This is a genomic window from uncultured Roseobacter sp., assembly GCF_947491795.1.
Lineage (GTDB): Bacteria > Pseudomonadota > Alphaproteobacteria > Rhodobacterales > Rhodobacteraceae > Roseobacter.
The window spans coordinates 63,484-81,099 of record NZ_CANLKW010000004.1; the positions used below are offsets into that span (position 1 = coordinate 63,484).

General features: G+C 60.5%; 17 protein-coding genes. 9 read left to right on the top strand and 8 right to left on the bottom strand.

The features are described 5' to 3' along the window. Window positions 1–3: 3 nt before the first annotated feature. The gene (locus Q1A34_RS16855; protein WP_300036931.1) at window positions 4–1,182 is read right to left on the bottom strand and encodes a penicillin-binding protein activator; all 1,179 of its coding nucleotides are present in this window, start codon (window positions 1,180–1,182) and stop codon (window positions 4–6) included. 75 nt (window positions 1,183–1,257) lie between these two features. Here Q1A34_RS16855 and rsmI point away from each other — a divergent pair, with 75 nt between their 5' ends. From rsmI to gshB, 3 genes are all read left to right on the top strand, one after another. Next, a complete protein-coding gene (gene rsmI, locus Q1A34_RS16860; protein WP_300036934.1) occupies window positions 1,258–2,115 on the top strand; it encodes a 16S rRNA (cytidine(1402)-2'-O)-methyltransferase in 858 nt (285 codons plus the stop codon). Window positions 2,116–2,118: 3 nt separating this feature from the next. Beyond that, a complete protein-coding gene (locus tag Q1A34_RS16865; RefSeq protein ID WP_300036937.1) occupies window positions 2,119–2,499 on the top strand; it encodes a YraN family protein in 381 nt (126 codons plus the stop codon). A 71-nt stretch (window positions 2,500–2,570) separates the two neighbouring features. Next, window positions 2,571–3,509, top strand: a complete 939-nt coding sequence (gshB, locus tag Q1A34_RS16870) for a glutathione synthase (protein WP_300036941.1) — start codon at window positions 2,571–2,573, stop codon at window positions 3,507–3,509. A 9-nt stretch (window positions 3,510–3,518) separates the two neighbouring features. On the opposite strand, the gene Q1A34_RS16875 is transcribed toward gshB, so the two are convergent. From Q1A34_RS16875 to cobU, 4 genes are all read right to left on the bottom strand, one after another. Beyond that, window positions 3,519–5,033 carry a YifB family Mg chelatase-like AAA ATPase gene (locus Q1A34_RS16875; RefSeq protein WP_300036944.1) on the bottom strand — a complete coding sequence of 505 codons (1,515 nt, stop codon included), beginning with the start codon at window positions 5,031–5,033 and terminating at the stop codon, window positions 3,519–3,521. A 72-nt stretch (window positions 5,034–5,105) separates the two neighbouring features. Then, window positions 5,106–5,786 carry a glutathione S-transferase gene (locus Q1A34_RS16880; RefSeq protein WP_300036947.1) on the bottom strand — a complete coding sequence of 227 codons (681 nt, stop codon included), beginning with the start codon at window positions 5,784–5,786 and terminating at the stop codon, window positions 5,106–5,108. A gap of 59 nt (window positions 5,787–5,845) precedes the next feature. Beyond that, the gene (locus tag Q1A34_RS16885) at window positions 5,846–6,427 is read right to left on the bottom strand and encodes a histidine phosphatase family protein (RefSeq protein ID WP_300036950.1); all 582 of its coding nucleotides are present in this window, start codon (window positions 6,425–6,427) and stop codon (window positions 5,846–5,848) included. Next, the gene (gene cobU, locus Q1A34_RS16890) at window positions 6,424–7,083 is read right to left on the bottom strand and encodes a bifunctional adenosylcobinamide kinase/adenosylcobinamide-phosphate guanylyltransferase (protein WP_366942864.1); all 660 of its coding nucleotides are present in this window, start codon (window positions 7,081–7,083) and stop codon (window positions 6,424–6,426) included. The genes Q1A34_RS16885 and cobU overlap by 4 nt, the downstream gene beginning before the upstream one ends. Here cobU and Q1A34_RS16895 point away from each other — a divergent pair. The 6 genes from Q1A34_RS16895 (at window position 7,043) to Q1A34_RS16920 (ending at window position 13,589) form a co-directional block, all read left to right on the top strand. Next, window positions 7,043–7,921: an RNA polymerase factor sigma-32 gene (locus Q1A34_RS16895; RefSeq protein WP_300036957.1), complete on the top strand. Its 879-nt coding sequence runs from the start codon at window positions 7,043–7,045 to the stop codon at window positions 7,919–7,921. The two genes, cobU and Q1A34_RS16895, sit on opposite strands and share 41 nt — an antisense overlap. After that, window positions 7,918–8,694 (top strand): ChaN family lipoprotein, encoded by a 777-nt coding sequence (locus tag Q1A34_RS16900; RefSeq protein WP_300036960.1) that lies wholly within the window; start codon window positions 7,918–7,920, stop codon window positions 8,692–8,694. Before Q1A34_RS16895 ends, Q1A34_RS16900 begins: the two co-directional genes overlap by 4 nt. 71 nt (window positions 8,695–8,765) lie before the next feature. Then, on the top strand, window positions 8,766–9,968 hold the full coding sequence (gene coaBC / locus Q1A34_RS16905; RefSeq protein ID WP_300036963.1) for a bifunctional phosphopantothenoylcysteine decarboxylase/phosphopantothenate--cysteine ligase CoaBC: 1,203 nt from the start codon (window positions 8,766–8,768) through the stop codon (window positions 9,966–9,968). 21 nt (window positions 9,969–9,989) lie between these two features. Then, window positions 9,990–10,442 (top strand): dUTP diphosphatase, encoded by a 453-nt coding sequence (dut, locus tag Q1A34_RS16910; protein ID WP_300036966.1) that lies wholly within the window; start codon window positions 9,990–9,992, stop codon window positions 10,440–10,442. After that, entirely contained in the window at window positions 10,442–11,491 is a 1,050-nt protein-coding gene (gene moeB / locus Q1A34_RS16915; protein WP_300036969.1) for a molybdopterin-synthase adenylyltransferase MoeB, read from the top strand. The genes dut and moeB overlap by 1 nt, the downstream gene beginning before the upstream one ends. A gap of 82 nt (window positions 11,492–11,573) precedes the next feature. Continuing rightward, window positions 11,574–13,589 carry a M3 family metallopeptidase gene (locus Q1A34_RS16920; RefSeq protein WP_300036972.1) on the top strand — a complete coding sequence of 672 codons (2,016 nt, stop codon included), beginning with the start codon at window positions 11,574–11,576 and terminating at the stop codon, window positions 13,587–13,589. A gap of 4 nt (window positions 13,590–13,593) precedes the next feature. On the opposite strand, the gene Q1A34_RS16925 is transcribed toward Q1A34_RS16920, so the two are convergent. From Q1A34_RS16925 to mrdA, 3 genes are read right to left on the bottom strand one after another with little or no spacing between them, the layout of a single operon-like run. Beyond that, window positions 13,594–14,526: a glyoxylate/hydroxypyruvate reductase A gene (locus tag Q1A34_RS16925; protein WP_300036975.1), complete on the bottom strand. Its 933-nt coding sequence runs from the start codon at window positions 14,524–14,526 to the stop codon at window positions 13,594–13,596. A 7-nt stretch (window positions 14,527–14,533) separates the two neighbouring features. Further along, window positions 14,534–15,673 carry a rod shape-determining protein RodA gene (gene rodA, locus Q1A34_RS16930; protein ID WP_300036978.1) on the bottom strand — a complete coding sequence of 380 codons (1,140 nt, stop codon included), beginning with the start codon at window positions 15,671–15,673 and terminating at the stop codon, window positions 14,534–14,536. Continuing rightward, complete coding sequence (gene mrdA / locus Q1A34_RS16935) at window positions 15,670–17,613, bottom strand: penicillin-binding protein 2 (protein ID WP_300036981.1); 1,944 nt, start codon at window positions 17,611–17,613, stop codon at window positions 15,670–15,672. The genes rodA and mrdA overlap by 4 nt, the downstream gene beginning before the upstream one ends. Window positions 17,614–17,616 lie beyond the last annotated feature (3 nt).

Genomic DNA, 17,616 nt, shown 5'->3' on the forward strand with positions numbered 1-17,616 from the left:
GCCTTAAAATCCGGCACCACCGAAATTCTGGGGCGCAGGGCTCAGGATCTGCACCTGCGCATCGGTTATTGTTGCCACGGCCAGTCCGCGTTGGTTTGTCCCGTCGGGCATCAGGCGGAAAACACCGCTGGCGCCACGATACCCTGCGCCCTGTGTCAGGGCCGAGCGGGTCAGGGCGTCGCTTTTGCCCTGGCTGACCAATGCACCGATGGCTGCAATTCCATCAAACGCGAGACCGCCGATCGGGTGCGGTGTGGACCCATACGCCGACTGATACTGGCCACTGAACAGGCTGGCAGCACCTGGATCCGGCACGGCAAACCAGCCGCCCTGGACACCGGGCAGGCTCAGCGTCTGGGGCGGAATGTCCCAGCGTGTCAGGCCGATGAACTGTGCCGTTGCGCTGGAAACTCCCGCCTCTGGCAGAAGCTGTGACAACAGTGGCAGAGCGGTTGCAGTGTCGGTCGTCATAAAGATGGCGTCGGCACCTGTCGACTGCACGGTGTCGCGGATGGTCGGGATAGAGGCAATCACGTCCTGCTGGGACAGGGCGTAGCTGACGTTGCCCGCTACGGTTGCTCCCTGGGCTGTAACTGCGCTCTGAACCGCAGCGCGGCCCTGATTACCGGCGGAGTCCTGCCCATGCACGATCACAAAACGGCTCTTGCCTTGAGCCCGCGCAAAGGCTGTCATCCGGTTGGCGGTGTTCTGAAAGGTCTGACCGAGGATAAAGACATTTCCCCCGGCGATTGCTGCGTTGTTGGAAAAGGCCAGCACGTTGACATTGTCATCCGCGACCGCAACCCCCACGGCATTGGCGGGTCCGGCAAAGACCGGACCGAGGATTATTTTTGCCCCGTCGTCCACGGCCTGTTCGGCTGCCGCTGCGGCAGTGCCCGCATCAGCGGCTGTCGGATACACCCTGAGGTCGATCTGCACGCCGTTGAGATCACGCATCGCCAGGCGGGCCGCGTTTTCAAGGCTTTGCGCAAGAATATCGTTTGTGGAGTTGCCTGAACCGGCCGGTACCAGAAGTGCTACCGGGACAGGTTTGGACGTGTTTATCGACGCGCCGCTGTTCAACCCGCCGGGAATGGGCTCACAGGCGGCAAGGGCAAGAGCGGCAAGCGGCAGAAACAGCCGCGCCAACAGCTTGCGGGTGGCAGGGAAAACAGCAAACATAAGCAATACTCCGGTCTTTGTGCGTTCTGCACAGATTTCCGGCAATCATAGACGTCACGAAAGGCGGGTCCAGCGTTGAATTTCCAAAAAGTGACCCTGTCCGCGGGTGTCTGGTTTGTCGGCGTGCCGATCGGAACGGCACGTGACATTACGCTGCGCGCACTGGATGTGCTGGCTTCGGCAGATGTGCTCGCTGCTGAGGACACGCGCAGTCTGCGTCGTCTGATGGACATTCACGGCGTGCCTCTGGAAGGGCGGCGCATCGTGGCTCTGCATGATCACAGCAGTAGTGGCGTGCCGGCAACGCTGCTCGAGGCGGTGCGCGACGGAAAGTCTGTTGCCTATGCCTCCGAGGCGGGGATGCCGCTGATTGCAGACCCTGGGTTTGGTCTGGCCCGCGACGCGGTTTCTGCCGGTCTGGCTGTTACGGCAGCGCCGGGTCCTTCGGCTGTTCTGACGGCCCTTGTTCTGGCAGGTCTGCCCACGGATGCATTCTTCTTTGCCGGGTTTCTGCCCGCCGCAGCGGCGGCCCGCCGCACAGCGCTGGAAAACCTCAGCACGGTGCCAGGGACGCTGGCATTCTACGAATCCCCCAAACGGCTGTCTGCCATGCTCGCAGATGCGGCGTCGGTTCTGGGAGAGGCGCGTGAGGCTGCTGTTTGCCGTGAACTCACCAAAAAGTTCGAAGAAGTACGCCGGGGCACGCTTGGGGCGCTGGCAACTGACTATGCCGACGCAAAGGTCAAGGGCGAGATTGTTGTGTTGGTGGACCGCAGCCGTTCGGGTCCTGTTAGTACTTTGGGCTTAGAAGCAGATCTCAAAGCGGCTTTGCAGAAAATGTCGATGCGCGACGCGGTCGACATGGTCTCGCAGGCCCATGATCAGCCCCGCCGTCAGGTCTATCAGATGGCGCTGGCCCTCTCAAAGGAATAGCCGATGCCCGCAGCTGTGGCAGAAAATGCGAAAGGCCGGACGCGGTACGAAGCGGGCCTGTCCGCCGAAGATGCTGTCGCCAGGGTGTATCAGAAACGTGGATGGGATGTGGTCGCGAAACGCTGGCGGGGAAAAGCTGGTGAGATTGACCTGATCCTGCGCCGCAACGGTGTTCTTGTTTTTGCGGAAGTAAAGAAAAGCCGGTCTTTTGACACTGCAGCCCTGCGGATAAACGCAGCCCAGATGTGCCGTATCATGTCGGCGGCACAGGAGTTTGCCGCGCGCGAACCGGATGGACTTCTTTCGGATATGCGATTTGATGCGGCCCTTGTGGACAGCCGGGGCGGTGTGAGAATTATTCCCAACGCTTTCGGCGCAGACTGAGTTTTCAGGACGGCCCATTGCGCTGGCGCGTTTCCTGCCCCATTTAGGTGCGGCAACAAAGGGGAGCGGCAATGAAAATCGCCTTTCAGATGGATCCCATCGCAGATGTGGACATCAACGCGGACAGCTCGTTCCGCCTCGCAGAGGAAGCGCAGGCGCGCGGCCACACATTGTTTTTCTACACGCCGGATCATCTGGCCTGGCAGGAAGGCAGGGTCACGGCGCGCGGCCACGACCTGCGCGTTCAGCGTGTTCAGGGATCCCACGCTGAGCTTGGACCTGAAAAGGAAGTTGATCTGGCCGATTTCGATGTGGTCTGGCTGCGTCAGGACCCGCCCTTTGACATGCATTATATCACCTCAACGCACCTTTTGGACCGGCTGGCACCGCAGACGCTGGTGGTGAACGATCCATTCTGGGTGCGGAATTATCCGGAAAAACTGCTGGTGCTTGATTTCCCTGATCTGACGCCACCAACGACGATTGCGCGCGACCTGAACACGATCAAAGCCTTCAAGGAAAAGCATGGGGACGTCATTCTGAAGCCGCTCTATGGCAACGGCGGGGCCGGCGTTTTCCGGCTGGACGCAAATGACCGGAACCTGACATCGCTGCATGAGCTCTTTACGGGTTTTTCGCGAGAACCGCTGATCGTGCAGAAGTTCCTGCCGGATGTTTCCAACGGCGACAAACGCGTCATTCTGGTGGATGGCGAACCGGTTGGTGCCATCAACCGGGTGCCTGCTGCGGGAGAAACACGGTCGAATATGCATGTGGGCGGAAGGCCTGAAAAAACCGGGCTGACCGAACGCGATCTGGAAATCTGCGCCGCCATTGGCCCGTTGCTGAAGGAAAAGGGCCAGGTCTTTGTGGGGATCGATGTGATCGGCGACTATCTGACAGAGATAAACGTTACCTCGCCAACGGGCATCCAGGAGCTTGAGCGTTTTGACGGTACAAATATTGCGGCAAGGATCTGGGAAGCGATTGAACGCCGGGCTGCCGGGTGATGCGGGGTTTCAGGTTCTGACAGGGGTGATGAGCCTGAAACCGACCGCTTCGGCAATATGAGGTTGTCGCACTTCTGCTGACCGGTCCAGATCCGCAATTGTTCGGGCCACGCGCATCACACGGTGGTAACCGCGTGCTGTCAGCCGGAACTTTTCGGCGACGCGCACCAGCAGATCACGCCCTTCGCTGTCGGGCGTTGCGATCTCTTCGAGGGCCTCGCCTGCGGCATCGGCATTGCAGCGCATGTCTGATCTTTGCGAAAAGCGGTCCGCCTGTACCGCCTGAGCCGTTGCGACCCTCGCGGCCACGTCGGCAGAGCTGTCCCCGGTGTTGGCCAGATTGAGATCGGTGTAGCTCACAGGGGGCACCTCAACACGCAGGTCGAAACGGTCCATCAGCGGGCCGGAGATGCGCCCCAGGTAATCGGCGCCGCATTCCGGAACCCGGGCACAGGCTTGTTCGGGATCGGTCATGTATCCACAGCGGCAGGGGTTGGCCGCTGCCACGAGCATAAATCTGCAGGGGTAACGGACATGCGCATTTGCACGGGAAATCATCACTTCACCGGTTTCCAGTGGCTGACGCAGGGTTTCCAGAACGTTCCGCTGAAACTCGGGGAATTCATCCATAAACAGAACACCGTTATGCGCCAGCGAGACTTCTCCCGGTCGGGCGACACGTCCGCCGCCAATGATGGCCGCCATAGACGACGTATGATGCGGATCCCGGAAAGGCCGTGCGCGGGAGATGCCGCCTGCATCCAGAAGCCCGGCAACCGAATGGATCATCGAGGTCTCCAGCGCCTCCTGCGGTGTCAGGGGCGGCAGAATGCCGTGCAAGCGACGCGAGAGCATGGATTTGCCGGAGCCAGGCGGCCCGACAAACAGCAGGTGATGGCGTCCCGCAGCAGCAATCTCGAGCGCGCGTTTCGCGCGTTCCTGCCCTTTGACGTCCCGCAGGTCCAGATCGGTGCCCGGTTCCAGCACTTCGCCCGGTACAGAAGGGCTGATCGGCACCTGACCACTGAAATGACGCACAACATCACCCAGCGATTTCGGCGCGATGACTGTGGCACCGCTGACCCAGGCCGCTTCGCGACCGCACGCCGCCGGACACAGGAGCGTCAGCTCGTGTTCCGATGCTGTCATGGCGGTTGGAAGGCTGCCAGCCACCGGCACCAGCGTGCCGTCCAGCGACATTTCTCCCAGAGCAATCACGGTCCTGACCGTGTCTGCAGGCACAATTTCCATCGCGGCAAGAAGAGACAGGGCAATCGGCAGATCGAAATGGCTGCCTTCTTTTGGCAGATCCGCGGGGCTGAGGTTAATGGTGATCTTTTTTGCCGGAAAGGCGATGGCCATACTGGCAAGCGCTGAACGCACCCTGTCGCGCGCCTCTGAGACGGCTTTGTCAGGCAGACCGACAATACTGAAGCCCGGCAATCCGGGCGTCAGCGAACACTGAACCTGTACGAGGCAGGCCTCGACACCGCGGAAAGCCGCAGAATGTGTGTGCGTAATCATGTGACCCCCGCAACCGGCAATTCGTGGTTAACGCTACTGTCACCACCGTTACGGAAGGGTTAACAGCCAGGCTCAGACAGGCCATGCGCGCTTTTGCAGGTCCATGGGATAGGGATGCGGGTCATATGTTTTCTGCAGCCCCTCGGCCCGCCAGGCCCTGAATGCCGGATCCTCGACCACGCGGTCACAATACGCCCGTGCGCCATCAGACACAGGAAGGTCATAGCCGACAATTCTTGCGGCAACCGGTGCATAGAAGACGTCTGCAAGACTGTAACGGCCAAACAGCCAGTCCGTTTCTGAGACATCGCCGCCACCGGCCCAGGCCCACAGGGTCTGGATCCTCTCCAGATCTCGGAGAACTGCCTGATCGGGCTGGAAACCGTCCCAGACGTGCTCCAGCTGCATCGGACAGGCTGTGCGCAGAGCGTGGAAACCTGTTGCCATTTCCGCGCAGAGGGAGCGCGCCTTTGAGCGCGCGACCGCATCGCCGGGCCACATCTGCGCCTCGGGATGCCTTTCCGCGAGCGTTTCCGCCATTGCCATAGTTTCTGTAACCACGTCCCCTTCGGGGGTTCGCAGGACAGGAACCAACCGTGCCGGTGCCAGTGGGGCAAGGTCGTGGGCCATCGTCCCGGTGTACAGCCCGACGAGATGTGTGTTGAAGCTCAGTCCGAATTTTTCGAGCATCATCCAGCCGCGCAGCGACCAGCTGGAGAAAGTGCGATCACCGATATAAAGGTCATATGTCATGCACTCAGGCTAATACGGTCGTTTCGTCAGCTGCAAATGCTCAATTGTGCGCTGTCAGATCACGGAAGGTGATTGATCACACCTGTCTTACCGTTTTCTCCGTCCCAGGTGATGCTCGTCACCGAAAGGTTATCGATCGTTTGGGCCAAGGCGTCGTATGGATCAACGCGCAGCGCACGCTGAAGCTGGGTCAGAATAACGCCGAAATGGGCCACCGCGATGATCTGCGCGCCGGGGTGTGCCGCATTCAGGCGCCTGACCACAGCATCGACGCGACGTGCCGTCTGGTTCCAGCTTTCACCCTCTGGTGCTGCGATATCACCCGGTTCTTCCCAAAAACGCCGGCTCAGATCAGGGTCTCGGTCGGCCACATCTGAAAAGTGCATGCCATCCCAGACACCAAAATGCATCTCGCGCAGATCAGGCTCATGCGGCAGCCGGCGCCGGCGCTCGGTCTGAACGGCGTCTGCTGTTGCGGATGCGCGCACCAGGTCAGAGGATACGATCAGTGCGTTGTCCGGCAGGTGGCGGCTCAGCCTGCTGATCTGTGCTGTGTCGGAGAGATCGGCGGGCACATCACGCCATCCGACAAAACTCTTCTGATGTGTCGGCCCGTGGCGCACCCAGTGCCAGGTGGTCATGGCAGTGTTCCCCTGAGAACCTGCGGCAGCCCGGCCGTCACCAGAACTGCCAGATCAGCCGCTGCGGCAAGTGCGATGTTCAGCCGGCCCTGTTCTTCGCGGAACTGCCGGGCAAGGGCGTTTTCGGGCACAATGCCGTGGCCAACCTCGTTTGAGACGACGATAACGGATGCAGAACATGATGCGATGTCCCGGAGCAGCCGGTCTCGTTCTGCCAGGATATCCATGTCGTCGAGAATCACATTTGTCAGCCACATCGTGGCACAGTCGATCAGCACGCCCTGACCCCGATCGCAGGTGGCCAGGACCTCTCCGGGGTAAATATCCTGCTCAAAATTGCGCCATTCATCACGTCTTCGCGATTTATGGGCATTAATTCGCAATTTTATTTCGTCGTCAAAAACGCGCGACGTTGCAAGGTAAACAGGTTCTAAACCGCTGGTTAACAAAAGGTTTTCAGCCCAGACAGATTTTCCGGAGGCTGCACCGCCTAGGACGAATGTCAGTTTTGGCAACATTTTATAAACCTTTGCGGTGAACCAATCGCGTGTATGGTGCGTATCTATATCAATTGTACACGGCAAGGTGTGCTTCATCTGACTGGGAGATGTCGCTATGGCTTTGGATACTGCAAGGGATATGTCTCTTTCCCGCATTGCGATGAAAGCAGAACTTCTGGACGCGGAAACTGAACTGCGTCTTGCCTATGCGTGGCGCGACGAGCGCTGCGAACAATCACTTCACAGACTGATCACGGCCTACATGCGGCTTGCGATCTCGATGGCGTCCAAATTCAAACGATACGGCGCACCGATGAACGACCTGATTCAGGAAGCAGGTCTGGGTCTGATGAAGGCAGCGGATAAATTCGATCCCGACAGGGGCGTCCGCTTTTCAACATATGCGGTGTGGTGGATCAAAGCATCTATACAGGACTATGTGATGCGCAACTGGTCCATGGTACGCACCGGATCGACGTCCTCGCAAAAGTCGCTGTTTTTCAACATGCGCCGGGTGCAGGCGAGACTGGAGCGGGAAACCGCCGCTGCGGGCGAAACGCTGGATCGTCACCAGTTGCGCCAGATGATTTCGACCGAGATCGGGGTCCCTTTGCATGATGTTGAGATGATGGAAGGTCGGCTTTCCGGGTCAGATTATTCACTGAACGCGACCCAGTCGACCGAGGACGAAGGCCGGGAATGGATCGACGCGCTGGAAGACGACAGCGAGCAGGCCGCCGAAACGGTTGAGCACCGCCATGACACAGAGCAACTGCGCTCGTGGCTTCTTAACGCTATGAACGACCTTAATGAGCGTGAGCGGTTTATCGTGCGGGAGCGTAAACTGCGCGACGCGCCGCGCACCCTGGAAAGCCTCGGTCAGGAACTCAGCCTGAGCAAAGAGCGCGTGCGTCAGCTCGAAGCCGCAGCATTTGGCAAAATGCGCAAATCGCTCGAGGGGCAGTCGCGGGAAGTCTTCCACTTCCTCGCATGAGATTGCTGACTTTACTGGCGTTTTTGTCTCTCAGCCCGTTGCCTCTGGCAGCGGGCTCATTTGTGGGCGACGTGATCATTCTGGGCGAGTATCACGACAACCCGCATCACCATGCCCGCCAGGCCGAGATTGTGGCAGAGGTCGCGCCGCGTGCAATCGTTTTCGAAATGCTGACCACCAATCAGGCCGCGCGGCACAAACCTGGCGCAGATCAAGACCGGCTGTCCGCCCTGTTCGGCTGGGAGGACAGCGGCTGGCCTTCGTTTTCGCTCTATTATCCAATCTTTGCCGCTGCCCCTGATGCGCGGGTTTTTGGAGCGGGTGTGCCGCGTGACGAGGCCCGTCAGGTCAGAGAAAGTGGGATCGCCTTTGTTTTTGGCATTGGGGCGGGCGCATACGGTCTGACTGATCCCCTGCCATCAGAGGAACAGGCAAGCCGCGAAGCCGAGCAGATGGCCGCGCATTGCGACGCCCTGCCCGAAACGATGCTGCCCTTTATGGTGGACTTTCAGCGGCTCCGCGATGCCCGCCTCGCCCAGAAAACGGTGCGCGCTCTGGAACTGACCGGTGGCCCGGTTGTGGTCATCACCGGCAACGGCCATGCGCGGCGCGACCGTGGCATGCCGGTGTACCTGGAGCGGGTGAAACCGGAGGCCCGTATCGTATCACTCGGGCAGGGCGAAGAGGGCTCGGCCCCGCCGCCGGGCGATTTTGACGTGATCCGTTACGCGCCCTCCGTCGAGCGGGGAGATCCCTGCGAGGCCTTCAGATGATGTCGCCAGGGCTGGCGGTCCCTGGTCTGTCGTTTTAAGGTCCCGCAGGAGCATTCAGGAGCAGGCGTCTTATGCTGGCCGGAAAACACATCCTGCTGATCATCGGTGGTGGTATCGCAGCCTTCAAATCCCTGGATCTGATCCGGCGGTTGCGCGAGCGCGGGGCAGAAGTCACTCCTGTCCTGACCAAAGCGGCGGAACAGTTCGTGACACCCTTGTCGGTCTCTGCGCTCGCCGGAAACCGGGTGTACCGCGATCTGTTTGACCTGACCGATGAAGCGGAGATGGGTCATATTCAGCTCAGCCGGGTGGCGGATCTGGTTGTCGTTGCGCCGGCAACGGCGGATCTGATGGCGAAAATGACCCATGGCCTGGCGGGTGACCTGGCCAGCACGCTTTTGCTGGCAACGGACACACCGGTACTGATTGCACCGGCGATGAATGTCCGGATGTGGGAACACCCCGCCACACAGCGCAATCTGGTGCAGTTGCAGGCGGATGGTATCGCGGTGTCGGGCCCGGCAGAGGGCGACATGGCCTGCGGCGAGTTTGGGCCGGGCCGCATGTCTGAGCCACTGGAAATTGTTGATGCGATCAGCACCCGCCTCGCGGTGGGCCCGCTGAAAGGCAAGCGCATCCTGGTGACGTCCGGGCCCACGCATGAGCCAATCGATCCGGTGCGCTACATTGCCAACAGGTCCTCGGGCGCGCAGGGCGCGGCGATTGCGCGTGCGCTGATGGCACGTGGTGCTTCGGTCGTCTTTGTGACCGGCCCGGCGGATGTGGCCCCCCCCGATGGCGCTGAGGTTATAAAGGTCACAACCGCACTGGAAATGCAGCAGGCTGTCACCGCAGCGCTGCCCGCTGATGTTGCGATATTTGCCGCCGCAGTGGCGGACTGGCGTATGGCCGAAGCCAGTGACCGAAAGCTCAAAAAATCGAAGGATGGCCTGCCCGTGCTGGTGTTTACGGAAAACCCCGACATCCTGCGCGAGGTGGCGCATTTGCAGGACGGACGCCCGGAGCTGGTTGTCGGCTTTGCCGCGGAAACAAACGATGTGGTGGAAAATGCCACGGCAAAACGCGCGCGCAAAGGCTGTGACTGGATCGTCGCGAATGATGTCTCACCGGAAACCGGCATTATGGGCGGGTCGGAAAACGCAGTCACTGTTATTGACGCAGCCGGCGCGGAAACCTGGCCGCGTATGGATAAAACCGCCGTTGCAAACCGTCTGGCTGACCGCATTGCTGATGCCCTGGCAGACCGGACCTGACACTATGTGGAAAGCCTGCCAGTGACCGTGATCCGTATTTCGACTGCGTCCGCTGCTGGTGCGGACATGCCCCTGCCTGCCTATGAGACCGCTGGTTCCGCCGGTGCCGATCTGCGCGCGTGTCTGCCGCAGGGTCCGGTCCTGCTGCAGCCCGGCGCGCGGCAATTGATCCCTACAGGCTTTCGTATGGAAATCCCGACGGGTTATGAGGTGCAGATCCGCCCGCGTTCCGGTCTTGCGCTGAAACACGGTGTTACGCTGCCCAACAGCCCTGGGACAATCGACAGTGACTATCGCGGCGAGGTCGGCATTATCGTGATGAATTCAGGCAATGCGGATTTTGAGATTACCCATGGCATGCGGATCGCTCAGATGGTGGTGGCTCCGGTGGTGCAGGCGGAGTTTGTGCTCAGCGACAGCCTGTCGGATACCGCGCGCGGCCAGGGCGGTTTCGGTTCGACCGGAGGCAGCTGATGGTCCTTGTTCTGTCACTTGCGGCAACCCTGTGGGGAATCGGTCACCTGATGGGTGCACCGCGTCAGGCGCGGTTCACGATGATCGGTCTGTTGTACGTGGCAGTTCTGGCATTGCATCTTGTTCTGCCCGATGGACATCCGCTGCGCGCGGCCACCGGGGAAAGTGCCGCTCTTTGGCTGATCGTCGGTGGGTTTGCTCTGATTGTATATGGATACCGCAGGGTTCTGGGGCGTCTGCGGTCCCGGGCTGCGGTCGCGGAAGAGGCAGAGAAGCCCGCGCAGGGCCGCGCACCACTGTTCAGTGAAACAGAACTGAACCGGTATGCCCGCCATATCGTGTTGCGGGAAATCGGTGGCGCGGGGCAGAAACGGCTGAAAGAGGCGCGGGTTCTTGTGATAGGTGCGGGCGGCCTTGGCGCACCGGCTTTGCAGTATCTGGCCGCAGCAGGTGTCGGCACCATCGGTGTCATTGACGACGATGTGGTGGAAAACGCCAATCTGCAACGCCAGGTCATCCACAAAGACGCGTCCATTGGCATGCCCAAGGTGTTTTCTGCACAGGCAGAAATGGAGGCGCAGAACCCCTTTGTGACCGTGCGCCCCTATCACAGGCGTCTGAGCGCCGACATCGCGACCGATCTGTTTGGAGAATATGATCTGGTGCTGGATGGAACAGACAATTTTAAGACGCGGTATCTGGTCAATGAAGCAGCCATGGGTGCAGGCATTCCGCTGGTATCCGGTGCGCTGAGCCAGTGGGAAGGACAGCTGAGCGTCTTTGATCCGGCACAGAATGCGCCATGTTACCGCTGCATCTTTGACACCGCACCTGCGCCGGAACTGGCCCCGTCCTGTGCCGAGGCCGGTGTGATCGGCCCGCTGCCTGGCGTGATCGGCGCAATGATGGCGGTCGAGGCCGTCAAGCTGATCACCGGTGCAGGGACGGCGCTGCGCGGCCAGATGCTGATCTATGATGCGCTCTATGGCGAGAGCCGCCAGATTGCTGTCAAACGCCGGGCAACCTGCCCTGTCTGTGGCACCGGCTGACGGGGCGCGCACTCAATTTCCGCATGGCGGTTGCCGCGGGTATACTGCACTCTTGACCAGACCTTCAAAGGAGACCTGCACGATGACCAATCCACTGCTCGCCGACTGGAAAACGCCTTTTCAGATCGCTCCCTTTGACCGTATTTCCGATGCGGATTTTGCCCCTGCTCTGGAGCAGGCGCTGGCCGCACATAAGGCGGAGACCGATGCCATTGCTGCGTCCCCGGAAGCGCCGGGTTTTGCCAATACTATCGAAGCGCTGGAAGCTGCCGGGCGTGACCTGGACCGTGTCCTGTCCGTGTTCTTTACCGTCGCAGGCGCGGACAGCAACCCGGACCGCGAAGAGCTGCAAAGACAGTTTTCGCCCATGCTGTCTGCGCATTTTTCAGAAATCTCCGGCAACAAACAGCTTTTTGCCCGGGTGGCGGCTGTTTGGGAACAGCGCGACAGTCTGGCGCTGACAGACGAACAGGCGCGCGTTCTGATGCTGAGCCACCGTGGTTTCGTGCGTGCGGGTGCCGCGCTGACCGGAAATGCCGACGCGCGTATGAAAGAGATCAAAGGTCGTCTGGCCGTCCTGGGTACGGAGTTCATCCAGAACCTGCTCGCCGACGAGCGGGACTGGTTCATGCGGCTGCAAGAGGCCGATCTGGAGGGACTTCCCGATTTTGTTGTAAGCGCTGCGCGCGCTGCCGGGTCCGAAAAGGGTGCCGATGGGCCTGTAGTTACGCTGTCACGTTCGCTGATCGTGCCGTTTTTGCAGTTTTCTCCCCGCCGCGATCTGAGAGAAGCAGCCTTTCGCGCCTGGGCCGCAAGAGGCGCAAACGGCGGCAGGACAGACAACCGTGGCATCGCGGCTGAAATCCTGTCGCTCCGGGAGGAGCGGGCGCGGCTGTTGGGGTACGACTCCTTTGCGGCCTACAAGCTGGAAACGGAAATGGCCAAAACGCCCGGCGCCGTACGCGATCTGCTTATGGCGGTCTGGGAGCCGGCCCGTGCACAGGCAGAGGCGGACGCGGCCGTACTGACGGATATGATGAAAGCCGATGGTGTGAACGACGCGCTGGCCCCCTGGGACTGGCGCTACTATGCGGAAAAAAGACGCGCCGCCGAACACGATCTTGATGAGGCTGCGCTGAAACCCTATTTCCAGCTGGACCGGATGATAGATGCCTCCTTTGCCTGTGCGTCGCGCCTCTTTGGCGTGGAGTTCAGCCCGCTGGATGTCCCCCTGTATCACCCCGACTGCCGCGCCTGGGAGGTCACGCGCAACGGCGAGCACATCGCGGTTTTCATCGGCGACTATTTCGCGCGCGGATCAAAGCGTTCGGGTGCCTGGTGTTCGGCCATGCGCTCACAGTCCCGTTTCCCGGATGTGCAGCGCCCGGTCGTGATCAACGTCTGTAACTTTGCCAAGGGCGATCCGGCGCTTTTGTCCTATGACGACGCGCGCACGCTTTTTCACGAGTTTGGCCATGCGCTGCACCAGATGCTGTCTGACGTGACCTATGAAAGCGTCTCTGGCACCTCTGTTGCACGCGACTTTGTCGAATTGCCCAGCCAGCTGTACGAACACTGGCTGGAGGTGCCTGAAGTGCTGGGAGAGTTTGCCACCCATGCACAGACCGGCGCGCCGATGCCAGCCGATATGCTGGACAAGGTTCTGGGGGCCGCCAATTTTGATATGGGGTTCCAGACGGTGGAATACGTGGCCTCCGCCCTGGTGGATCTGGCGTTCCACGATGGCCCGGCCCCGTCCGACCCGATGGAGCGACAGCGCGAGATCCTTGAGGAGCTCGGAATGCCCGCCGCCATAACCATGCGACACGCAACACCGCATTTTGCGCATGTCTTTGCCGGGGACGGATATTCGAGCGGGTACTACAGCTACATGTGGTCCGAGGTGATGGACGCCGACGCCTTTGCTGCTTTTGAGGAGGCCGGATCAGCCTTTGATCCCGGGCGCGCAGAAGCGCTTGAAAAGCATATCCTGTCCACCGGCGGAAGCCGTGACGCAGCCGAGCTTTATACGGCCTTCCGCGGGCGGTTGCCCGGTGTCGACGCGCTTTTGAAAGGGCGGGGCCTGGCGGCAGAATAGGTGCTCAGTAGCCGCGTTCCCGGTCCACCAGATTAACAAAGGGCTCACCTGCTTCGCCCCGGCGTATGTTTTCAGCGATCACTTCCGAGGCCGTTCTGGCCCGTGTCTCCGCGGCGATATGCGGGGTCACTGTGATTCTCGGGTGCGCCCAGAAAGGATGCTCCACAGGCAGCGGCTCCACCCGGAAAACGTCCAGCGTAGCATGGGCAATGCTACCGTTGTCCAAAGCCCCGATGAGTGCATCATCATCGATCAGCGGCCCGCGGCCCGGATTAATGATGAAAGCACCCTTGGGCATGAGGGACAGCCTGCGTGCATCCAGCGTGTTCTCGGTCGCAGGCGTATCCGGCAGAAGCAGGACAAGTATCTCAGCCCGGCAAAGCTCGGCGTCCAGACCGGTGTCGCCATGAAAGGTGTCGATGCCGGGTATGCTTTTGGGACTGCGGCTCCAGCCGCTGACGTCGAACCCCAGCGAAACAAGTGTGCGGGCCACAGATGTTCCGAGCGCGCCAAGCCCGAGAATGCAGACGCGGCGCTCTTCTGCCAGCGGTGGTACAACAGGCTCCCACGCGCCGCTCTGATCCAGGATATGCCGGTCCATGCCAAGGTGATGGCGCAGCACATGCCCGGTTACCCATTCGGTCATCGACCGCGTCATGCCCGGGTCCACCATCCGCGCCAGCGGCTGCGTCAGGGTTTTGTTGCCCACGATGGCCTCGACACCCGCCCAGAGGTTCAGCACTGCCTTGGTGCGGGTGTAGGGCGTGAAATCCTGCAGTTCCGAATTCGGGGCATAGACGATATAGTCAACATCCTGCGGTGGGATATCCAGCGCAAGCCTCGCGTCCAGACCAGCATCCCGAAAGGCGGCAAGCAGGGTCGGCTCGTAGGTGGACCAGCGGTCCTCTGTGGCCGCGAAAAGAACGTTCAGGGGCATGGCGGTCCTATCTGGGTCTGTGAACATGTGCGCTCTGCATCAGGCCAAAAGCCAGCAGCAGAACCAGCATCGCAGAGCCGCCGAAACTCACAAGCGGCAGAGGCACGCCGACGACCGGGGCCAGCCCCATGACCATCGACATGTTCACTGCAAAGAACAGAAAGAAGTTCAGCGCGATGCCCAGGGTGAGCAGCGAGGAGAAACGATCCTTGTTTGTCAGGGCAGACCAGACACAGAACACGATAATCAGCGCGTAGAGCGCCAGCAGCGACAGCCCGCCGACAAAACCGAATTCCTCTGCCAGGGTGGTAAAGATGAAATCGGTGTGTTTTTCCGGCAAAAAGTTCAGACGGCTTTGCGTGCCCTGCATAAAGCCGCGTCCGGTCCAGCCACCAGAGCCCAGTGCGATCTTGGACTGTGTAATGTGATAGCCCGCGCCAAGCGGGTCGGAGCTGGGATCAAGGAACGTATCGATGCGCCTGTACTGATAGTCTTTCAGGAGTTGCCAGGATGTCCCCCGCGACTGAAAAACAGCTGTAACCAGACCAATCCCGCTGGCGATGACCGCGCCGAAATACGCCCAGTGCACGCCAGCCAGAAACATCAGCCCGCCGCCCGCTGCGAGCAGCAGGATAGACGTCCCCAGATCCGGTTGTCGCAGGACCAGAAAGACAGGTATCAGGATGAGAATGACCGGCAGCAACACCCAGAAGGGGTGCGAAATGCGCCTGGCAGGCAGCCAGTCGTAGTAAGCAGCAAGAAACATCACAAGGGTGATTTTCATCAGCTCAGAGGGTTGAAGGCGCATAAATCCAAGGTCAATCCAGCGCTGTGCGCCCATCCCGACCGTGCCGAAAAGCTCAACCGCGACCAGCAGAACCAGAGTGCCAAGGTACGCGAGCCCCGACAGGCTGCGCCAGAACCAGATCGGCACCATAGCCACCATGATCATCATCACAAAGCCCACGGCAAAGCGTTTCATCTGTGGTTCCGCCCAGGGGCTGAAGGAGCCGCCTGCAACGGAATAGAGCATCAGAAATCCGACCCCGGCCACAGAGGCCAGCAACAGCGCCACCGCCCAGTTCAGATGGAAAATCTTGCGAAACCCTGTGGGCGCGGTTTTGACGGCATACTCGAGATAGCTCATGCCTGATCCTGTCCGGGTACCGAGACCAGAGGCTGGGCGTCGCGCAGACGCTCCTGTTGTTCTGTGATGCGTTCGCGGTCCTTGGCAGGATAGGCCTCGACCGGGGGTGGCCCGCCATAAAGCGCCTGCAGGGTGATGTCGCGCGCGATCGGGGCAGCTGCTTTGGATCCGCCGCCGCCATGTTCGACAATCACCGCAACCGCATATTTCGGCTTGTCGTAAGGCGCGAAGTTTACAAACAGCGCATGGTCGCGCCGCTCCCAGGGCAGGTCCTCGTTCCGGATAACCCCGGCACGCCGCTCTGCTGCGGTGATGTTGCGGACCTGGCTGGTGCCTGTTTTGCCGGCCATGCGCATTTCTTCCTCTATGATCCGGGAGCCATAGGCCGTACCGCGCCGGTCGTTCACAACCTCGAACATCGCTTTGCGCATTTTGCGCAGGTTATTGTCGTTGATCCCCAGTGGCTCCCCCCCTTTCAGCGGTTCCTCGACACCATCTACGGATTTGATCAGACGTGGCTCCACCGCACGTCCGGTCGCGATCCGGGCCGTCATCACGGCAAGTTGCATAGGTGACGCCAGCATAAAGCCCTGGCCGATGGACACGTTGACGGTATCGCCCACGCGCCAGCTCTGACCGTAGGTCTGGGCCTTCCACTCCATATCTGGAGCCAGGCCTTTGGCCACTGCAGACATCGGTACATCATGTTTGATGCCCAGGCCGAATTTGCGGGCCATATCCGAAATGCGCTCGATACCGACCTTCACAGCCAGATCGTAGTAGTAAACATCGCAGGACCGTTTCAAAGACGTTTCCAGATCAACCCAGCCGTGGCCTGCGCGCTTCCAACAGTGGAACCGGCGACCGGAGACCTCCAGATGCCCCGGGCAATAGGCGGTGTCATCGGGGCCAATCAGCCCGGCCTCCAGCCCGGCCATGGCTGTGATCATCTTGAACGTCGAGCCGGGCGGATAAACGCCCTGTACGGTTTTGCTCGCAAGAGGGCGGTATTTGTTGGCGGTCAGTTCGCCGTAGTCCCTGGAGGAGATGCCGCGTACGAAAAGGTTCGGATCAAATGTTGGTGCCGAGGAGCAGGCCACCAGGTCACCGCTTTCGCAATCCATGACCACAGCGCTGGCGCTTTCGCCATCGAGGCGCGCCTGAACATAGCCCTGAAGCTTGGCATCGATGGTCAGTTGCAGATCAGACCCGGGGATGCCTTCGCGCCTGTCCAGTTCGCGCATCACGCGGCCGGTGGCATTTACCTCGACCCGTTTGGCACCGGCCTTGCCCCGCAGCAAAGGCTCCAGCTTGGTTTCCACACCAACCTTGCCGATCTGGAAACGCGGGATCATCAGAACCGGTTCGGGGTCCTCGATCTTGGAAAGGTCATAGTCGGATACCGGCCCGACATAGCCCAGAACATGTGCAAAATCAGAACCCTGCGGGTAAATCCGGCTCAGCCCGACCTCCGGCGTGACCCCTGGCAGAGCAGGTGCGTTGACAGACACCCGGCTGATGTCATCCCAGGTGACATCCGATGCAATCGTGACCGGCAGAAACGGCGCGGAACGGCGCATCTCTTCTTTCACGCGGGTGATGGTTTCTGCGTCCAGTTTGATGATCTGCGAAAGGCGTTCCAGCACGGCGTCAACGTCGCCCGCGTCTTCGCGCACGATGACAATACGGTAAGAAGGCGCGTTGCGGGCAAGGCTCAGACCGTTCCGGTCGAACACCTCTCCCCGGGACGGCGGTATCAGCCGGATGTTGATCCTGTTCTCCTCGGCCAGCAGGCGGAACTGATCGGCCTGATCGACCTGGAGAAACTGCATCCGGGCAGCCAGACCGCCAACAAAAGCAAGCTGCGCACCACCGAGCAATGCGGCACGGCGCGACAGTTTACGATGAGTGTCATCCGTTTCAGCGCGGGTGCGTTTCATGAT

Bases quoted from the DNA above. Each gene is read 5' to 3' on its own strand.
- moeB (WP_300036969.1), top strand. From the start codon at position 10,442: ATGGTCCTTGTTCTGTCACTTGCGGCAACCCTGTGGGGAATCGGTCAC.
- Q1A34_RS16855 (WP_300036931.1), bottom strand. From the start codon at position 1,182: ATGTTTGCTGTTTTCCCTGCCACCCGCAAGCTGTTGGCGCGGCTGTTT.
- Q1A34_RS16920 (WP_300036972.1), top strand. From the start codon at position 11,574: ATGACCAATCCACTGCTCGCCGACTGGAAAACGCCTTTTCAGATCGCT.
- coaBC (WP_300036963.1), top strand. From the start codon at position 8,766: ATGCTGGCCGGAAAACACATCCTGCTGATCATCGGTGGTGGTATCGCA.
- Q1A34_RS16880 (WP_300036947.1), bottom strand. From the start codon at position 5,786: ATGACATATGACCTTTATATCGGTGATCGCACTTTCTCCAGCTGGTCG.
- Q1A34_RS16895 (WP_300036957.1), top strand. From the start codon at position 7,043: ATGGCTTTGGATACTGCAAGGGATATGTCTCTTTCCCGCATTGCGATG.
- rodA (WP_300036978.1), bottom strand. From the start codon at position 15,673: ATGAGCTATCTCGAGTATGCCGTCAAAACCGCGCCCACAGGGTTTCGC.
- cobU (WP_366942864.1), bottom strand. From the start codon at position 7,083: ATGCGGGAAAGAGACATATCCCTTGCAGTATCCAAAGCCATAGCGACA.
- Q1A34_RS16925 (WP_300036975.1), bottom strand. From the start codon at position 14,526: ATGCCCCTGAACGTTCTTTTCGCGGCCACAGAGGACCGCTGGTCCACC.
- mrdA (WP_300036981.1), bottom strand. From the start codon at position 17,613: ATGAAACGCACCCGCGCTGAAACGGATGACACTCATCGTAAACTGTCG.
- Q1A34_RS16865 (WP_300036937.1), top strand. From the start codon at position 2,119: ATGCCCGCAGCTGTGGCAGAAAATGCGAAAGGCCGGACGCGGTACGAA.
- Q1A34_RS16885 (WP_300036950.1), bottom strand. From the start codon at position 6,427: ATGACCACCTGGCACTGGGTGCGCCACGGGCCGACACATCAGAAGAGT.
- Q1A34_RS16875 (WP_300036944.1), bottom strand. From the start codon at position 5,033: ATGATTACGCACACACATTCTGCGGCTTTCCGCGGTGTCGAGGCCTGC.
- Q1A34_RS16900 (WP_300036960.1), top strand. From the start codon at position 7,918: ATGAGATTGCTGACTTTACTGGCGTTTTTGTCTCTCAGCCCGTTGCCT.
- gshB (WP_300036941.1), top strand. From the start codon at position 2,571: ATGAAAATCGCCTTTCAGATGGATCCCATCGCAGATGTGGACATCAAC.